This is a genomic window from Roseateles puraquae, from assembly GCF_002205845.1.
GTDB lineage: Bacteria > Pseudomonadota > Gammaproteobacteria > Burkholderiales > Burkholderiaceae_C > Pelomonas > Pelomonas puraquae.
In genome coordinates, this window is record NZ_NISI01000006.1 from 61,242 (window position 1) to 79,202 (window position 17,961).

Annotated in this window: 15 protein-coding genes; 10 read left to right on the forward strand and 5 right to left on the reverse strand. The window is 67.3% G+C overall.

The window, feature by feature from the left end; genetic code table 11:
- Positions 1-126 precede the first annotated feature (126 nt).
- Both CDO81_RS15375 and CDO81_RS15380 read right to left on the reverse strand, forming a co-directional pair.
- Positions 127-3,090: an HsdM family class I SAM-dependent methyltransferase gene (locus tag CDO81_RS15375; protein ID WP_088484117.1), complete on the reverse strand. Its 2,964-nt coding sequence runs from the start codon at positions 3,088-3,090 to the stop codon at positions 127-129.
- On the reverse strand, positions 3,087-3,560 hold the full coding sequence (locus CDO81_RS15380; protein WP_088484118.1) for a MerR family transcriptional regulator: 474 nt from the start codon (positions 3,558-3,560) through the stop codon (positions 3,087-3,089). Before CDO81_RS15380 ends, CDO81_RS15375 begins: the two co-directional genes overlap by 4 nt.
- Before the next feature lie 623 nt (positions 3,561-4,183).
- On the opposite strand from CDO81_RS15380, the gene CDO81_RS15385 reads away from it, so the two are divergent.
- Genes CDO81_RS15385 through CDO81_RS15405 form a run of 5 tightly spaced genes read left to right on the forward strand, consistent with a single transcriptional unit; the run spans position 4,184 to position 8,340 of the window.
- On the forward strand, positions 4,184-4,768 hold the full coding sequence (locus tag CDO81_RS15385) for an anthranilate synthase component II (RefSeq protein WP_088484119.1): 585 nt from the start codon (positions 4,184-4,186) through the stop codon (positions 4,766-4,768).
- Positions 4,765-5,817 (forward strand): low-specificity L-threonine aldolase, encoded by a 1,053-nt coding sequence (gene ltaE, locus CDO81_RS15390; RefSeq protein WP_088484120.1) that lies wholly within the window; start codon positions 4,765-4,767, stop codon positions 5,815-5,817. The genes CDO81_RS15385 and ltaE overlap by 4 nt, the downstream gene beginning before the upstream one ends.
- Positions 5,818-5,822: 5 nt before the next feature.
- Positions 5,823-6,860 carry an anthranilate phosphoribosyltransferase gene (gene trpD / locus CDO81_RS15395; protein WP_088484121.1) on the forward strand — a complete coding sequence of 346 codons (1,038 nt, stop codon included), beginning with the start codon at positions 5,823-5,825 and terminating at the stop codon, positions 6,858-6,860.
- Positions 6,857-7,651, forward strand: a complete 795-nt coding sequence (gene trpC / locus CDO81_RS15400) for an indole-3-glycerol phosphate synthase TrpC (RefSeq protein ID WP_088484122.1) — start codon at positions 6,857-6,859, stop codon at positions 7,649-7,651. The genes trpD and trpC overlap by 4 nt, the downstream gene beginning before the upstream one ends.
- Complete coding sequence (locus CDO81_RS15405; RefSeq protein ID WP_088484123.1) at positions 7,648-8,340, forward strand: uracil-DNA glycosylase; 693 nt, start codon at positions 7,648-7,650, stop codon at positions 8,338-8,340. The genes trpC and CDO81_RS15405 overlap by 4 nt, the downstream gene beginning before the upstream one ends.
- On the opposite strand, the gene CDO81_RS15410 is transcribed toward CDO81_RS15405, so the two are convergent.
- On the reverse strand, positions 8,337-9,443 hold the full coding sequence (locus CDO81_RS15410; RefSeq protein WP_206602111.1) for a DUF1176 domain-containing protein: 1,107 nt from the start codon (positions 9,441-9,443) through the stop codon (positions 8,337-8,339). The genes CDO81_RS15405 and CDO81_RS15410 overlap by 4 nt on opposite strands.
- Before the next feature lie 197 nt (positions 9,444-9,640).
- Between CDO81_RS15410 and CDO81_RS28120 the strand changes: the two genes are divergently transcribed.
- Positions 9,641-9,793, forward strand: coding sequence for a hypothetical protein (locus tag CDO81_RS28120; RefSeq protein WP_158218299.1), 153 nt, complete (start codon positions 9,641-9,643; stop codon positions 9,791-9,793).
- A 30-nt stretch (positions 9,794-9,823) separates the two neighbouring features.
- Here the strand turns inward: CDO81_RS28120 and CDO81_RS15415 are convergent, their stop codons facing one another.
- The gene (locus CDO81_RS15415; protein WP_088484443.1) at positions 9,824-10,765 is read right to left on the reverse strand and encodes a LysR family transcriptional regulator; all 942 of its coding nucleotides are present in this window, start codon (positions 10,763-10,765) and stop codon (positions 9,824-9,826) included.
- 125 nt (positions 10,766-10,890) lie between these two features.
- Between CDO81_RS15415 and CDO81_RS15420 the strand changes: the two genes are divergently transcribed.
- The 4 genes from CDO81_RS15420 (at position 10,891) to CDO81_RS15435 (ending at position 17,649) form a co-directional block, all read left to right on the forward strand.
- Positions 10,891-11,676 carry an alpha/beta hydrolase fold domain-containing protein gene (locus CDO81_RS15420; RefSeq protein WP_088484124.1) on the forward strand — a complete coding sequence of 262 codons (786 nt, stop codon included), beginning with the start codon at positions 10,891-10,893 and terminating at the stop codon, positions 11,674-11,676.
- Between the two features lie 29 nt (positions 11,677-11,705).
- Positions 11,706-12,905 carry an efflux RND transporter periplasmic adaptor subunit gene (locus tag CDO81_RS15425; protein ID WP_088484125.1) on the forward strand — a complete coding sequence of 400 codons (1,200 nt, stop codon included), beginning with the start codon at positions 11,706-11,708 and terminating at the stop codon, positions 12,903-12,905.
- 107 nt (positions 12,906-13,012) lie between these two features.
- Positions 13,013-16,231, forward strand: coding sequence for an efflux RND transporter permease subunit (locus tag CDO81_RS15430; protein ID WP_088484126.1), 3,219 nt, complete (start codon positions 13,013-13,015; stop codon positions 16,229-16,231).
- Between the two features lie 17 nt (positions 16,232-16,248).
- Positions 16,249-17,649: an efflux transporter outer membrane subunit gene (locus tag CDO81_RS15435; protein WP_088484127.1), complete on the forward strand. Its 1,401-nt coding sequence runs from the start codon at positions 16,249-16,251 to the stop codon at positions 17,647-17,649.
- 30 nt (positions 17,650-17,679) lie between these two features.
- Here CDO81_RS15435 and CDO81_RS15440 read toward each other — a convergent pair whose 3' ends face one another.
- Complete coding sequence (locus CDO81_RS15440; protein WP_088484128.1) at positions 17,680-17,883, reverse strand: hypothetical protein; 204 nt, start codon at positions 17,881-17,883, stop codon at positions 17,680-17,682.
- Between the last annotated feature and the right edge of the window lie 78 nt (positions 17,884-17,961).

Below are 17,961 nucleotides of genomic sequence, written 5' to 3' on the forward strand. Positions count from 1 at the left end.
TAACGTCCGATGATGCAGACGCCTGCTTCCACCCCGCGATAACAGTCAGCAGAATCGCTGCCACTACTTCGGGTCCCAGTTGGATGAATTCCCGTCCAATCGGTGGCGATGGCTCGTAGGGGATCCTCAAGCACCACCTCGTGAGAAGCTCTCCGCAACAACTGCGTCCGCATCTTCAAGTGCCGCTACGCCCATCCAATGCCGGCGTGCTGCTGGCTTGATGATCACGACCTCGTCACGGCCGTGTATGCGAAGCTCTCGTTCAGCGTTCAGCGCGGTCGCGATCTGAACCTTCAAACGCCTGCTTATTCGCGCAAGAACGTCGGCTAGTGGCCCCAGCGGTGTGACGGTTGCCACGTCGGATTCGCCCCATCCCTCCTCGACAACGAATCGGACCACGCGTAACGCTGCACCCCTGGGAAGGTCTATCACCTCGGCGCGCATGTGACGTTTCCTGCGAGCGGAAAACCAACCGTTCATTACCGATAGGAACGTCTTAGCGTATTCGGTGACTTCCGCGCTGCTGTCGCACGGCAGCGCTGAGTAAGCTCGCCCATCCTCCCACTGCCAGCCGGCTCGCAAATGACCGTCACGAACAACGACACGGTCGCTATCCGTCAGCTCGTAAAGATCGAAAACAGCCTCGTCTAGGGCGATCCAGTCAAGTTCTTCTCCAGGACGCTTCCGCATTGCCTGCTCGATTGCCAGCAAGCGTTTTCCTGCGTCCGAATTGATTGCAGTCTTGAAGTCCGGGACAGGGAGAAATCCGACATCGCGCATCAACAGCTTTCGCTTGTAGATGCCGAACTCAGACGCCGTCAGGCCGAAGAACCAAGACGCCAAGGACGAACTCAGGATCGTCGCCAGCAGATGTGCTGATTGCTTGTGTTTGCTTGGCAGCGATACGCCAAAGTACGAGTCAGTGAAGACTAGATCACGATCCGCGACGGCTACCGTGGCGCGCGGATGGCCCACGACCATCTCCTTGACGATCAGCAGCGGAGCGCGATAAGTGTCTCGAGAACGCGGCCACTGGGCCTTGGCCCTATTGAATGTCTGCAGGTCTCCTGGGATGTGAAAGTGCTGCATGTCGTTGGACTGCAGCAGCGCCAAGCCTCTCATCTCGTGCGCGTCGCGAGTCTGATTCGCAGGGCTACCCTGTGTCAGTCCATCGCGGAACTTGGTATCAAGGCCCGAGAGCCGCTCCGCCAAGCTCTCATGCGCCACCGTCAATTCTTGCAGCAACATGAGATCGCGACGGCGCCCAACCGCAGCAGCCTTCAACTTGAGCGGTTGTTTCTCAATCTCGCCCAGCGTCAGTTGAATCACGTCGCTAGGGGCAACCTCAAATGCGTGCGTTCTGGCGCCGCTGGGAGTCCAGGGGATCTGAACAACAGTCACCTGATCCTGTCGCTGCTTGGGCCTATGGCGCGCGAATAGCACCACGGCCGGCATCGCCGCAGTAGCAAACAGCCAACTGCACAAGTTTGAGAGATTGACCAGCGTGACTGGAGCAAGCGCACGCATGACGTGCTGAGCCGCAGCCATCCCTGTTCCGCTTCGACTGAAAAATGGCGTTGCACTGAGAATGACGCCAAAGCGGGTCTTTTCATGAGCGAACTCTGACGCCCTCAGAACAAAGTCCAGTCCCTCCCCGCGCGGCTGCGCGGGCACACCGACGGCTCTGGCTTGTCGCCGGACCGCAGTTCCAGCTTGCCCCTTGAAGCTCCAGGGAGGGTTTCCAACGATCAAATCGAAGGTCTTCAGCCCGGCTGGTGTCGTCAGCACCGCCTGGCCTTCGGCTTGACTTTCTACGCTTCGCGCGTCGCCTACCAGCAAAGTCTTGCCGATTAGCGGCTGGAACTTCAACGAATGCGGTGGCTGCGGGTCTGGATCCAGTTCAAGCGCAGCCAGGTAGAGGCTGAACGCGGCAACGCGAATGGCTGCATCACTGATATCAACCCCGTAAACCTGCTTGTACAGGGTTGAGCGAATCAGATCCCTTGTTAGCGGCTGACCATTCGCTCGCAAATGCACCAAGCGTCGGAGTGCTTCGACGAGAAACACCCCCGAACCGCAGGTCAAATCGAGCACGGATTCATTGCCGGTCAGACCGTCCATGACCTCGTCAAGGACCAACGAGACAACTGACAAGCGCGTGTAGTGGACCCCGTTGCGCAATGCCTCGTTTCGCTGCCCATCGACATGGGGCTCGGCGTGCGCGAACTGTTCGTAGATCGAGCTGATCAACTCGACTGGGATCACGTCAAATTGATAGGGGAAGAAGCTGAGTTGTCCGCTTTGAGGATCGACTGCTTCGAGGAAGTCCGCAACGCGCTTCAGATGATGGCCTGCGGGTGTCGTCCTTACCGAAGACGGTGGGAACATGTCGCCGTTGAAAGTCTCAGCCAGCCAAGCAAATAGCTTGGCCGTCGCATGGCGATCTCGTAACGCTGACGGAAGTGCTAGGTGGCCGCACACGCGCTTCAAGCGCGCGGCGCTCACGATCTCGCGGTCGATCAGATACTGGGTAAAGATGACTCGGCCGATCAGTGCCTGTGCAGCGGCGCGCGCCAAGTTGCCTGCGACCAGGTCGTGTTCGAGAAACGCCAGGTCTGCAAGCAGCTTCTGATCAACACTCGTTCTGCGATCAACTGTAGGCACCTTGGCCCAGAACTGACCAGTCTCAATCGCCAGCCGCCCGGCGAGTTCGTCCAACTCGATCAGCGACGCCTCGATGTTCTCGAATCGCCTGATCAGGTGCTTCTGGGCGTCACCTTCTTTGACGGGCGCTCCGAAACCGTTGTACAGGTCAATGCGTTGCGGAGAGATGACCCACAGCAGCGGAGCGAAGCCCTCGTTCCACACCTCGCGTCGCCATTGGCTGACGACATCGTCTGAGGGAGCATGCTGCTCAAACTTAAAGTAGACGGTCAGCGAAGAGGTGCTGCGCCAAAGTGCATCCGGTGCAAAGCCGCGGCCGCGGCGCGCGGCCTTCGCTTCGGCGCCGAGCCGAAGCCCGGCGGCGGGCTTTCCGTCAGGCAGATAGCCGGTTGCGGACAGCACATGTTCGAGGTTGGCAGCGCTCACGCCCTGCTCCGCACGGCTTCAGGTGGAAACGGCAAACTGGTCTGGCTGGGAGAGGGTGCGACGGGTAGCACGTGCTGCTGCAACCGCGAGATGAGCGGGTTCAGCGGAATTGCCAAGGTTGGCGAAGCCGACGGGTCGATGCCCCAGCTTCCCGAATCGCAAACGCTTGCCGCAGTGGGCGTGATGATCGCGATACCGCCTTCGAGAACCGGCGCTGCGGACTCTTCCAGCAGGCGGAACAGCGTGTCAACGCCACCGCTTATCGTCCCGATGTGAACACCTAAAGAATTGACAAGTTCGTGCGTGACGGCCAAGCCCACCAAGTCAGCAAAGCTGAAGCGGGCTGCTTTCCCCGTCTTGGTCGCCAAGTAGGGAATGGTTTTGCGCCAGTGCCGCACCGTCTCAGATGAGACTCCTGTAAGGGCTCGCATCTGATCTTGGGTGAATTGGATGACTGCAAAGCCTGGCATTCGCGTTGTTGACAACAAGAAAATCAGTGGATTCTTTCATGATGAGGCGGGCTGGGCAACAGGGAACTCATAGTGTCGGCAACCCTGCTGACAAGATCCGGCTACCCAAGGAGACCGTCCAGGGAAGGGATGCGCACGGCTAGTGTGCAGACAGGCTGCCAACTTTTTTTGCAGCTTCACCCACGCCGCCGCGACAGGAAGGCTGAACTTTGGCTTGGCGAAGCATTCCAGCAGCGAGGGCGCCTACCAACTGTAGATAATGCGGGGAGGTATCTACTCCTTGCAGCTTCGTTTTGGAACCGATTGCACGTCCAGCCGACCTTGAGCCCAGCGACCAAGAGTTGCTCGCACGGCCGTTCGTCGGACGAAGCTCGGTCAAACTGGACGTTGATCAAGCCGTCAGCAGCATTGATCGATTCGCTTGTTCTTGGCGATGGCGGAAGCCATCAACGCGCTGAGAACCTAGCACCCTGTTGCGCGCCACCCAAGACCTTCACGCTCTCGGAAACCTCCGAGAAGGTGGGTACAGCGTCAAGCAATGCGGGTAACGATGCGGGTATCAATCGAACAAATTTCGATTGATCGCCTGAAATTCTGAATCAAATCAATGGGTTATAGAATTTATGCTGCTGATGATCGACAACTACGACAGCTTCACGTTCAACATCGTCCAGTACCTCGGCGAGCTGGGCGCCGACGTGAAGGTGGTGCGCAACGACGAGATCACGGTGGCCGAGATGGCCGCGCTGAACCCGGATCACATCGTCTTCTCGCCCGGCCCCTGCACGCCCAATGAGGCGGGCGTCTGCGTGGAAGCCATCCAGCACTTCCTGGGCAAGAAGCCGCTGCTCGGCGTGTGCCTGGGCCACCAGTCCATGGGCCAGGCGCTGGGCGGCAAGATCATCCGCGCGCAGCGGCAGATGCACGGCAAGGCCAGCACGATCACGACCGACCAGCGCGGCGTGTTCAGCGGGCTGCCGCAGAGCTTTTCGGTGATCCGCTACCACTCGCTGGTCATCGAGGAAGCCACCTGCCCCGCCGTGCTGGAGATCACGGCCCGCAGCGAGGACGGCGAGATCATGGGCGTGCGCCACCGCGAGCTGGCCGGCACCGCCACGCCGTGCGAGGGTGTGCAGTTCCACCCCGAGTCCATCTTGAGCGAGCACGGCCACGCGATGCTGCGCAACTTCCTGGAGCTCAAGCCATGAGCGACTACGCGCCCACCTCGGGCGGTGCCGCGCGCGGCCCGGTGGTCGACCTGCGCAGCGACACCGTCACCAAGCCGACGCCCGCCATGCGCGAAGCCATCGCGCGGGCTGTGGTCGGTGACGATGTCTTTGGCGACGACCCGACCGTCAACGCGCTGCAGGAACGCGTCGCCGCGCTGCTTGGCAAGGACGCGGCCCTGTTCATGCCCAGCGGCACACAGAGCAACCTCTGCGGCCTGCTCGCGCATTGCGGCCGGGGCGACGAATACCTCGTCGGCCAGCTGGCCCACACCTACCGCTACGAAGGCGGCGGCGCGGCGGTGCTCGGCAGCATCCAGCCGCAGCCGCTGCCCAACCAGCCGGACGGCACGATCAAGCTCGAAGACATCGCGGCGGCCATCAAGCCGGACGACCCGCACTTCGCCCGCACCCGGCTGCTGGCGCTGGAGAACACCTGGGGCGGCAACATCCTGCCCGCCGGCTATGCCGAGGCTGCCTGCGACCTCGCCCACGCCCGCGGCCTGAGCACGCACCTGGACGGCGCCCGGCTGTTCAACGCCGCAGTCGCCACCGGCCGCACGGTGGCCGACCTCGCCCGCCCGTTCGACTCGGTCTCGATCTGCTTCAGCAAAGGCCTGGGCGCGCCCGTGGGTTCGATGCTGGTGGGCTCGCGCGAGTTGATCCAGCGCGCGCACCGCATCCGCAAGATGGTGGGCGGCGGCCTGCGCCAGGTCGGCCTGCTGGCCGCCGCGGCCGACCATGCGCTGACGCACCACGTCGAGCGCCTGGCCGACGACCACGCCTTGGCGCGCCGCCTCGCTGACGGCCTGGCGGCGCTGCCGGGTGTCACCGTCACGCCACCGCAGACCAATATCGTCTTCGCCCAGGTCGAAGGCGGCCGCGGCCCCGCGCTGCTGGACCACCTCAAAGCCCACGGCGTGCTGGCCACCGGCCTCATCGGCCTGCGCTTCGTCACCCACCTGGATGTCGACGCCGCCGGCATCGACCACGCCATCGCGGCTGCCCGCGACTTCTTCGAGAAGGCTTGACTGCCATGCCGATCACCGACACCGAAGCCCTGACCCGCGTCATCGAGCACCGGGAGATCTTCCACGACGAGATGCTCACGCTGATGCGCCGCATCATGGCCGGCGAGATGTCGCCCGTCATCGCGGCGGCCCTCATCACCGGCCTGCGCGTGAAGAAGGAAACCATCGGCGAGATCACCGCCGCCGCGCAGGTGATGCGCGAGCTGTCCAACAAGGTGCCGCTGGGCCCCCTGCCCCACCTCGTGGATGTGGTGGGCACCGGCGGCGATGGCGCGCACAGCTTCAACATCTCGACCTGCTCGATGTTCGTGGCCGCCGCGGCCGGCGCGCAAGTGGCCAAGCACGGCAACCGCAGCGTCAGCAGCAAGACCGGCAGCGCCGACGTGCTGGAGGCGCTGGGCGCCAACATTCAGCTCACCCCGCGCCAGGTGGCCGCGAGCGTGGCCGAATGCGGTATCGGCTTCATGTTCGCGCCCAACCACCACCCGGCGATGAAGAACATCGCGCCGGTGCGGCGTGAGCTGGGCGTGCGCACGATCTTCAACATCCTCGGGCCCCTCACCAACCCGGCAGGCGCGCCCAACATCCTGATGGGCGTGTTCCATCCCGATCTCGTCGGCATCCAGGTGCGCGTGCTGCAGCGCCTGGGGGCGGAGCATGCGCTGGTCGTCTACGGCAAGGACGGCATGGACGAGATCTCGCTAGGCGCGACCACGCTGGTGGGCGAGTTGAAGGACGGCGCCATCCGCGAGTACGAGGTGCACCCCGAGGACTTCGGCTTCGCGATGGCCAGCAACCGCAGCCTGAAGGTCGAGGGGCCCGAGCAGTCGCGCGAGATGCTGCTGGGCGTGCTTGACGGCCAGGCCGGCCCGGCGCGCGACATCGTGCTGCTCAACGCCGGTGCCACGCTCTACGCCGCCAATGTGGCCGCCTCGCTGCCCGACGGCATCGAGCGCGCCCGCAAGGCGCTGGACAGCGGTGCTGCGCGCGCCAAGCTCGACGCCTTCGTCAAGGCGACAAAGGGCCTGGGGGGCGCGGCATGAGCGCGGACATCCTGAACCGCATCGTCGAGGTCAAGTGGGAAGAGATCGCCGCCGCCAAGGCCCGGCGCTCGCTGGCCTCGCTGCGTGACGAGGCCGAGGGCCGGCGCGGCGAGCAGCGCGGCTTTGAGCGCGCGCTGCGGGCCAAGCTCGAAGCCGGCCAGCCGGGCGTCATCGCCGAGGTCAAGAAGGCCAGCCCCTCCAAGGGCGTGCTGCGCGAAGACTTCCGCCCCGCGGCCATCGCCGAGAGTTATGCCCGCCATGGTGCGGCCTGCCTCTCGGTGCTGACCGACGAACGCTTCTTCCAGGGCGCCACGGCCTATCTGCAGCAGGCCCGTGCCGCCTGCGAGCTGCCGGTGCTGCGCAAGGACTTCATGGTCGACGAGTACCAGGTCATGGATGCCGGCGCGATGGGTGCCGACTGCATCCTGCTGATCGCCGCCTGCCTGTCGGACGCGCAGATGAGCGACCTGGAAGCCGCCGCCCACGCCATCGGCCTGGATGTGCTGGTGGAGGTGCACGACGGCGACGAGCTCGACCGGGCGCTCAAGCTCAAGACGCCGCTGGTGGGCATCAACAACCGCAACCTGCGCACCTTCGAGGTGACGCTGGACACCACGCTCGGCCTGCTGCCCCGCGTGCCGGCCGACCGGCTGCTGGTCACCGAAAGCGGCATCCTCGGCGCCGCCGACGTGAAGCGCATGCGCGATGCGAACGTGCATGCCTTCCTCGTCGGCGAGGCCTTCATGCGCGCGCCCGACCCGGGCCAGGCCCTGGCCACGCTGTTCGGATGAAGCTCCCGCTGGCCATTCCCGACACCGACTGGCGCCCGGTCGTCGACGCCTGGGCCGCCAGCCCTGTGGGCCAGAAGCTGCAGGCCTATCTCGCCGAGCGCGTGGCCGCCGGCGCCACGATCTACCCGCCGGAGCCGCTGCGCGCGCTGCGCCTGACGCCGCTGTCGCAGACCCGCGTGGTCATCCTGGGCCAGGACCCGTACCACGGCCCGGGCCAGGCCGAGGGGCTGTCCTTCAGCGTGCCCGAGGGCGTGCCCTTCCCGCCCAGCCTGCGCAACATCTTCAAGGAAATCCAGCGCGACCTCGGCAAGCCCTTCCCACCCACCGGCAGCCTGGTGCGCTGGGCCGAGGGCGGCACGCTGCTGCTCAATGCCGTGCTGACCGTGGAAGACGGCCAGGCCGCGAGCCATGCCGGCAAGGGCTGGGAGGTGCTGACCGACGCGCTCATCCAGGCCGCCGCGCAAGACCCCGCGCCCAAGGTTTTCATGCTGTGGGGCAACTACGCCCAGGCCAAGGCCCCGCTGATCGAGGCCGCCGGCCAGGATCACCTCGTGCTGAAGGCCAACCACCCATCGCCGCTGTCGGCCACCAAGCCACCGCGCCCCTTCATTGGCTGCGGTCACTTCTCGACGGCCAAGGCCTGGCTCGAAGAGCGCGGCCGCGGCGCACCTCGGCGAACCGCTGACTAAGGCCGGGCCGGCACGACATTCGCGACCCAGGTGGGCAGATGCCAGGCACCGCCCGGCGCGATGAGCCGGCACTGGCCGGTGCTCGCCGACAGGGTCGGCACGAAGGCCTTGCCGTCCCAGGTCCAGGCCTCGTGGTGCCAGCAGTCGCCCAGGCCGCGGCCCTTGTGATCGGCGCTGACCGTGCCGGCGCTGTAGTCGCTGCCGTCGGTCGTCACCAGCACCGGCGCATAGGGCTCGCGGGCGTTGATGACCCAGAAACCCGAGCCCTGGTTGTAGGCCGCCGTCCAGCACACGCCGCTGGCCAGCAGCTGGTTGCGGCCCAGGCGTCGGACTTCCAGCTCGGCCCCCGCATTCGCCCCTGACAGCAGCTCACAGCTGTCAGCGTCGGGTGTCGCCGCCCGCAGCGCGCGCAGCAGCTGCTGCTTTTGTTGCGCGCCCAGCGTCACGGGGCGGTCGTCAGTGGCTGCAGCCTTCACCACCGGCGCGGGCAGCGGCTGCGCCACCGCGGCTTCGTCGGCCGCACCGCGCTTGACCAGAGCGCCCGACGTGCCCACGCGCCCCTGGAACTCGTCCATCTTCAGCAGCACCGCCGTCGCACCCGCGTTGGACAGGGCCCACTGCGCCTTGCCGGCCTTCCAGACGACGCGCCCGGTCCCGACCAGCGCCTGCAGCAGCGCCTGCGTCTGCGCGGGGCTCAAGGCCAGGCCGCCCGAGTCGTCTGCCCAAACCACCGTGCCCACGGCGCGGCCGTCGACGAACATGCCCAGCCGCGCGTCCTTGGGCAGCTTCGCCGCCTGCGTGTCGTCGCCATAGCTGGCCAGCAACAGCTCGCCCGTGACCGGTTCACGCGGCCCGGCCTTGCGGGTCAGCAGCACCGACACGCCCGCCATGTCGTCGTCTCCCTCGGCGTGATAGCCCGCTGCCCGGCAGGTGCGGGTGTTGTCGCACACCAGCTCCCAGTCCTTGTGAGCGAACGACAGGCTCCGCTCGGGCGCCTGCGCGCTGGCGGCGAAGGCCACGAAGGCGAGCACGAGGGCAAGAGCGACGGCGAGGGCGGTGGTCCAGCGGCTGGAAGACATGGGGGTCGGGTGGATGAAGTTCATGTCCAGTCTCGGCTTGTGGGGCCGGAGGATGCCAGCCGGTGCCGCGGAATCTTCCTTCCGGGCCCGCAGATTGTTCCGCCAGCAGCAACTCGTCGTTCTATTCGCCCGGCTTTATCCAACTCCAGCGAATACCTACAGTGGCGACCATCGGACAAGCCCCTAGATTTCCAAGAGGGTCCCCGAGCAGGAGAGTCCCCATGAACACGCGCTCCGTTTTCACGCTGATCACCGCCGCCACCGCCGTGGCCGCGCTCGCCGCTGGCATGCTGCTGGCCATCAATGCGCCCGTGCCATCGGCTGAAGATTTCGGCCAGTCCAGCGTCGTCGCCGCCAGCAACGAGCCGGCCTGAGGCGGGCTCGACCGTCCCGCCCCGGGCGATTCACTCGCCCGACTCGCCGCAACGCATCTTCAGGCCGCCCATCACCTCGCGGCCGATCAGCTCGACGACCCAGTCGACGAACACCCGCAACTTGCTGCTCAGGTGGCGGTTGGGCGGGTAGACCACATAGACCGGGATGGGTTCCGCGTCCCAATCCTCCAGCACCCTCACCAGTTCGCCGCTGCGCAGCAGCGGCCCGGCCATGAAGCAGGTCAGCTGCATCACGCCCAGGTGCGCCAGGCCCGCCTGCAGATAGGCACTGGCATCGTTCACGGCCAGGATGTGGTTGCCCACGATCTCGACCTTCTCCTCGCCACGCAGGAAGGTGTCGCCCATCACCTTGCCGGTACGGGCCGAGAAGTAGCCCACCATGCGGTGCGGGGTGTCGCCCAGGTCACGCGGATGCATGGGCTTGCCGTGGCGACGGATGTACTCGGGCGTGGCGCAAGTGATGAAGCGCAGCTCCGAGATGCGCCGTGCCACCAGACTCTGGTCGGTCAGCTCGCCGCCGCGGATCACGCAGTCGATGTTGTCGCTGATCAGGTCCACCGTGCGGTCGCTGACGCCGAGCTCGATCTGGATGTCCGGGTAGCGGGCGTAGAAGTCGGGCAGGTGCGGAATGATCATCTCGCGCCCCACCACGCCAGGCACATCGATACGGATGCGCCCACGTGGGGTGACTCGCGCCTGGTTCATGCTGCCTTCGAGCTCTTCCAGATCCGACAGCAGCCGCATCGCGCGCTCGTAATAGGCCGCGCCGTCGGGCGTGACCGTCACCCGCCGCGTGGTGCGGTTCAGCAGCTTGGTGCGCAGATGGGTTTCGAGCGTCTGGATGAGGCGAGTGACGGTGGCCTTGGGCAGGTCCAGCGAGTCGGCGGCCTTCGTGAAGGTGCCGGCTTCGACGACCCGGACAAAAGCTTGCATCGCAGAAAGACGGTCCATGGGCGAACGGTGGGCGGGCAAAGCCCCAGGGCTGGCAGGGATGCTGCGATTGTTCCACGGCCGGGAAAAGTGAGTCCGTTTTCGACCCGTTTATCCCTAACCCATCAATCACTATCTTTCGGGCCATGGACAAGCTCACGCCCCCTGCCTCCCTCCGCATCGGCCCCGCGCCGGGCCGGATGGCCCAGGTCTACCGGGCGCGGCGGCCGCTGGACGGTGACCGCCGCGCCTTGCTGCTGTGGCTGCACGGCGGCTGCTTCACCGGTGGTACCGTGGCCGACGCCGACCACCGTGGCGAACTGCTGGCCCAAGCCGGCGCCGACGTGGTCGCCCTGGACTACCCGTTGGCTCCGGACCATCCCTTCCCGGCCGGTCTGACCGCCGCCTTCGAGGCCCTGCAGGCGATTGCCGCCAAGCCGGCCCGCCTGACCGGCAGCACGCGCACCGCGCTCTTCGTGGGCGGGGAAGAAGGCGGCGGCAACATCGCTGCGGCCCTCGCACTGATGGCCCGCGACCAGCACGCCCCCGCCCTGGCGGGCCAGCTGCTGCTGTCGCCCATGCTCGACCCGCAGCTCGGCAGCGCCTCCATGCGCGAAGGCGAATGCGGGGGCTGCGAGTGCATCTACGCCCAAGGCTGGAAGGCCTATCTGGGCGACGGCATCCGCGCCGACCACCCCTACGCCGCGCCGATCAATGCCACTCGCCTCAGCGGCCTGGCACCCGCCCTGGTGCTGAGCCAGGCCGCCCACCCACTGAACGACGAATCTCGCCGCTATGCCGCGGCCCTGCGCCAGCACGGCTGCCAGGCCCGCGACCTCACCCTCGACACCCTCACGCCGGCCACCGCTCTCAATCCCATCCACGAATTCCTGCGTGACGCCGCCCGCCGGGCGCTGTCGCTGCCGGAGTGAATCCTGCCTGTCTCAAGGAGAGAACTCGAATGTCATCCACCCCTCGCTTCAACCGCCTCGGGGCCATCGCGGGCGCCGTCGCCCTCGTGGCCCTGGGCACCATCGGCTTCGGCCAATTCAACCGCCCGGCCCAGGCCGACGCCGGACCGGCCACGCCCCCCGCCACGCCCGTCTCGGTGGCCCAGGTCGTCAGCCAGGACGTGACCGCCTGGCAGGAGTTCTCCGGCCGGCTGGAAGCTGTGGACCGCGTCGACGTGCGCGCCCGCGTGTCTGGGGCCGTGCAGGCCGTGCACTTCCGCGAAGGCAGCCTCGTGAAGGCCGGCGACCTACTCGTCACCATCGACCCCGCGCCCTACCAGGCCGAGGTGGCACGCATGGAGGCCCAGCTCGCCGCGGCCCAGGCCCGCGTCACCTACACCCAGAGCGAGGCCCAGCGCGCCAAGGCCTTGTGGGACGACCGCGCCGTCGCCAAGCGCGAGTTCGACGAGAAGGACAACGCGGCCCGCGAGGCGGCGGCCAACCTGCGCGCCGCCCAGGCTGCCCTGCAGGCCGCCCAGCTCAACCTCGGCTACACCCAGGTGCGTGCGCCGGTGGCCGGCCGTGTCGGCAAGATTGAAGTGACCGCCGGCAATCTCGTCGCCGCAGGCGCCGGCGCGCCGGTGCTGACCACCCTGGTGTCGGTGAGCCCCATCTATGCGAGCTTCGACGCCGACGAGAAGATCGTCACCAGCGCCCTGGCCTCGCTGCCGGGCGACCGCCGGGGGCTGGAGCGCATCCCGGTCGAGATGGATGCCGGCGCCGAGGCCCAGACCGGCCGACTGCAGTTGGTGGACAACCAGGTCGACGCCAAGAGCGGCACCCTGCGCGTGCGCGCCGTGTTCGACAACAAGGACGGGCGGCTGATCCCGGGCCAGTTCGCCAAGCTGCGCATGGGCCAGGCCAAGAGCGCCCCGGCGCTGCTGGTCAATGAACGCGCCGTGGGCACCGACCAGGACAAGCGTTACGTCATCGTCGTCGGCGCCGGCAACCAGGCCGAATGGCGCCCGGTGACGCTGGGCGCGAATGTCAACGGCCTGCGCGTGGTGACCAGCGGCCTGAAGGGCGGCGAGCGCATCGTCGTGGGTGGCGTGCAGCGGGTGCGACCGGGGTCCGTCCTCGCCCCCAAGGACATCGCCATGGACGCCAAGCCTGAGCTCGCTGCTCAACAGGCGACCGGCAAGACCTCCTGATCTAGGACACCCAACCCCACCCGCGAGCGCTGTCTGCGGGCCGGCACCACCGGCCTGCGGGGGGCGTGCTGTCGCCTGAAACCGCCGCGCCCGCACCAGGAGTACCCATGAATCTCTCCAAATTCTTCATCGACCGCCCGATCTTCGCGGGCGTGCTCTCGCTGCTGATCTTCATCGGCGGCCTGCTGTCGATCCGCGCACTGCCGATCTCGGAATACCCCGATGTCGTGCCGCCGTCGGTCGTCGTGCGCGCCCAGTACCCGGGTGCCAACCCCAAGGTGATCGCCGAAACCGTGGCCACGCCGCTGGAAGAGGCCATCAACGGCGTCGAGGACATGCTCTACATGAGCAGCCAGGCCACCACCGACGGCCTGATGACGCTGACCGTCAGCTTCAAGCTCGGCACCGACCCTGACAAGGCCCAGCAGCTGGTGCAGAACCGCGTGAGCCAGGCCGAGGCGCGGCTGCCCGAGGAAGTGAAGCGCCTGGGCATCACCACGGTCAAGAGCAGCCCCGACCTGACCATGGTCGTGCACCTGACCTCGCCCAACGAGCGCTACGACATGACCTACCTGCGCAACTACGCGGTGCTCAACGTCAAGGACCGCCTCGCGCGCATCCCGGGCGTGGGCCAGGTGCAGCTGTTCGGTTCAGGCGATTACGCCATGCGCATCTGGCTGGACCCGCAGAAGGTGGCCGAGCACGGCCTGTCGGCCAGCGATGTGGTGGCCGCCATTCGCGGTCAGAACGTGCAGGCCGCGGCCGGCGTCGTCGGCGCCTCCCCCGGCCTGCAGGGCATCGACCTGCAGCTGTCGGTCAACGCACAGGGCCGGCTGCAGACGGTCGAGGAATTCGGCGACATCATCGTCAAGACCGGCAGCAACGGCGCCGTCACGCGGCTGCGCGACCTCGGCCGCCTGGAGCTGGGCGCTTCCGACTACGCGCTGCGCTCGCTGCTGGACAACAAGCCCGCCGTCGCGGTGCCGATCTTCCAGGCCCCGGGTGGCAATGCGCTGGACATCTCCACCAACGTGCGCGCCACGATGGCCGAGCTCAAGGCGCTGATGCCGGAAGGCGTGGACTACACCATCGTCTACGACCCCACCCAGTTCGTGCGCGCGTCCATCGAGTCCGTCATCCACACGCTGCTGGAGGCCGTGGCGCTGGTGGTGCTGGTCGTCATCCTGTTCCTGCAGACCTGGCGAGCTTCCATCATCCCGCTGCTGGCCGTGCCGGTGTCCATCATCGGCACCTTCGCGGTGATGCACGGCTTCGGCTTCTCCATCAACGCGCTGAGCCTGTTCGGCCTGGTCCTGGCCATCGGCATCGTGGTGGACGACGCCATCGTCGTGGTCGAGAACGTGGAGCGCAACATCGCCGCCGGCTTGAGCCCGCGTGACGCGACCTACCGCGCGATGCGCGAGGTGTCGGGCCCCATCATCGCGATCGCGCTTACGCTGATCTCGGTGTTCGTGCCGCTGGCCTTCATCACCGGCCTGACGGGCCAGTTCTACAAGCAGTTCGCGCTGACCATCGCCATCTCGACGGTGATCTCGGCCATCAACTCGCTGACGCTGTCGCCGGCGCTGGCCGCGATGCTGCTGAAGGACCACCACGCCCCCAAGGATGCGCTGACCCGCGCCATGGACCGCGTGCTGGGCGGCTTCTTCACCCGCTTCAACCGCCTGTTCACGCGCAGCTCCGAGAAGTACGGCAGCGGTGTGAAGACGCTGATGTCGCGCAAGGCCGTGATGATGGTGATCTACCTCGGCCTGGTGGCGGCTACCGCCGGACTGTTCAAGGCCGTACCGGGCGGCTTCGTGCCGGGGCAGGACAAGCAGTACCTGATCGGTTTTGCGCAGCTGCCGGACGGCGCCACGCTCGACCGCACCGAGGACGTCATCCGCCGCATGACCGACATCACGCTCAAGACCCCGGGCGTGGAGCATGCGGTGGCCTTCCCGGGCCTGTCGATCAATGGCTTCACCAACAGCGCCAGCTCGGGCATCGTCTTCGCGACGCTCAAGCCGTTTGCCGAGCGCAAGAGCATGGACCTGTCGGCCGGCGCCATCGCCGGGGCGCTGAATGCGCAATACGGCCAGATCGAGGACGCCTTCATCGTGATGTTCCCGCCGCCGCCGGTGCAGGGCCTGGGCACGACGGGCGGCTTCAAGCTGCAGCTGCAGGACCGCGGCGGCCTGGGCTATGAGGCGCTGGACCAGGCGCTCAAGGTCTTCATGGCCAAGGCGTACCAGACGCCCGAGTTGGCCGGCCTGTTCTCGAGCTACCAGGTGAACGTGCCGCAGCTCTACGCCGACCTTGACCGCACCCGCGCCCGCCAGCTCGGGGTCGCCGTGACCGACGTGTTCGACACGATGCAGATCTACCTCGGCAGCCTGTACGTGAACGACTTCAACAAGTTCGGCCGCACCTACTCCGTGCGCGTGCAGGCGGATGCCGCCTTCCGTGCGCGGGCCGAGGACATCGGCGCGCTGAAGGTGCGCTCGGCCTCGGGGGAGATGGTGCCGCTGTCGGCGCTGATGAAGGTCAAGCCGAGCTTCGGACCGGAGCGTGCGCTGCGCTACAACGGCTATCTGTCCGCCGACATCAACGGCGGCGCTGCACCCGGCTTCTCGTCGGGCCAGGCGCAGGCTGCGGTGGAGCGCATCGCCGCCGAGACGCTGCCGCCCGGCATCGGCTATGAGTGGACCGACCTGACCTACCAGGAAAAGATCGCCGGCAACTCGGCCGTGTGGGTGTTCCCGCTGGCCATCCTGCTCGTCTTCCTGGTGCTGGCCGCGCAGTACGAGAGCCTCACGCTGCCCATCGCCATCCTGCTGATCGTGCCCATGGGCCTGCTGGCGGCCATGGCCGGCGTGTGGATGAGCCATGGCGACAACAACGTCTTCACGCAGATCGGGCTCATCGTGCTGGTGGGGCTGTCGGCCAAGAACGCGATCCTGATCGTCGAGTTCGCTCGCGAACTGGAGTTCGCGGGGCGCACACCCGTGCAGGCGGCGCTGGAGGCTGCGCGGCTGCGGCTGCGTCCCATCCTGATGACGTCGATGGCCTTCGTGATGGGCGTGCTGCCGCTGGTGCTGTCCACCGGCGCCGGCGCCGAGATGCGCCAGGCCATGGGTGTGGCGGTGTTCGCCGGAATGATCGGCGTGACGCTGTTCGGCCTGTTCCTGACGCCGCTCTTCTACGTCATCGTGCGCCGCCTCACCGGCAATGCGCCGCTGCGCCACCACGGCGGGCAGGTCGCCGCGCCGGCCGACGTGGCCGCCGCGCCTGTCATCGATGCCCTGCCGCAGCGCGGCAAGTGAAAGCAAAGAGGCTCTCCATGAAATTGAACCTGACCCCACTTTTTGCAGCATTGCTGCTGGCGGGCTGCGCCTCGGTCGGCTCGGTCGATCCGGCGCGGCTGCCGCAGCCGCCGGCCGCTTACAAGACGACCGGCGCGAGCGACGCACCGGCACTGACGGAGACCTGGTGGCAGCCGTTTGCCGATCCGGTGCTGGACGACCTGGTCGCCCGTGCGCTGTCAGCCAACACCAGCGTGCAGGCGGCGGCCAGCCGGTTGGCGCAGGCCCGCGCGGCGCTCGGCTCGGCCCAGGCAGACCGGCTGCCGCAAGTTGGCGCCACCGCCGGCGCGGGCCGCTCGTCGACGCCGGGCCAGCTGGTGCCGCAGCCCGCCACGCAGTACAGCGCGGGCCTGAACCTGGCCTATGAACTGGACCTCGGCGGCCGGCTGCTGCAGGCGCGCAACGCGGCAGCGCTGGATGTGCAGGCGCGTGAGCAACTGCTTGCCGACGCCCGCCTGCTGGTGCAGGCCAACGTCGCGCGCGGTTATCTCGCGCTGCGGGCTCTGGATGCCGAGCGCGACATCGTTCGCAGCACGGTCGCGGCCTATGCCGACACCCTGGCCCTGACCGAGAAGCGGGCCCGCGCCGGTGACGTGGCCGACCTGGACTTGGCCCGGGTGCGCGCCGAACTGGCCGCCAACGAAGCCGAAGCGCTGGCGCTGGACCGCCGCCGCGTGGAACTGGAAACCGCCCTGGCCGTGCTGCTGGGTGAGCCGGCCTCCGGCTTCCAGCTCGCACCCACGGCATGGACGACCGCACTCCCCACCGTGCCGGCCGGTCTGCCTTCGGAGCTGCTGCAACGCCGCCCGGACCTGGCCGCCGCGCGCAGTCAGCTGGAGGCGGCACGTGCCCGCGTCGGCGAGGCGCGGGCCGCCTGGTGGCCCAGCCTGTCGCTGACGGCCCAGGGCGGCGGTGTGTCCAACGAGCTGTCCAACCTGCTCAAGAGCGGCGCCAGCACCTGGGGCGTGGGGCTGCTGGGCGCTTTGCCCCTGTTCGACGGCGGTCGCCGCGAAGCCGGCGTGAATGCGGCACAAGCGCAGCTCGACGGCTCGGTGATCGCCTTCCGCGAGCAGTTCCTGCTGGCGCTCAAGGACGTGGAAGACCAGCTCGGCGCCCTCGCCTTGCTGCAGGCCCAGGGCGAGGCGAACGCCCGCGCCGTCGCGGCGGCCGGCCAGGCGCTGAAGCTGTCGGACACGCGCTATCGCAACGGGCTGGTCAGCCAGCTGGAATTGCTGGATGCGCGTCGCAGCGAGTTGGCCAACCGGCGCGCGGCGCTGCAGGTGCGCTCGGCGCAATACCAGGCCACCGTTGGCCTGATCCGCGCCCTGGGCGGCGGCTGGCGGGACGAATCCGTCCGGCTGGCGGCAGGACGCCGTTGAAATGACCCGGCGGCGCGGCGCGGCGCCGCGTCAGGGCTCGGCCTTGCAGTTGGGCTTGCAGACCACCTCGTTGCGCCCCAGCAGCCGGATGGACTGCAGGCTCGACGGGGCGCGGTGCTTGCCGCACTTGAAGCAGGAGCGGGTATGGCCGCTGCCGAGAAAGGGCGATCCGCCCACTTTCGACGCATAGCGCAGGCCATCCTGGCGGACCGCGGTGACGGTGTCTTTGCTCATTCTTCGGCACAGGTCGGACGAAAAAGCCATTGACTCACGTCCTCCATGACAACGCCATCTCGCAAGCCCGCGGTTCTG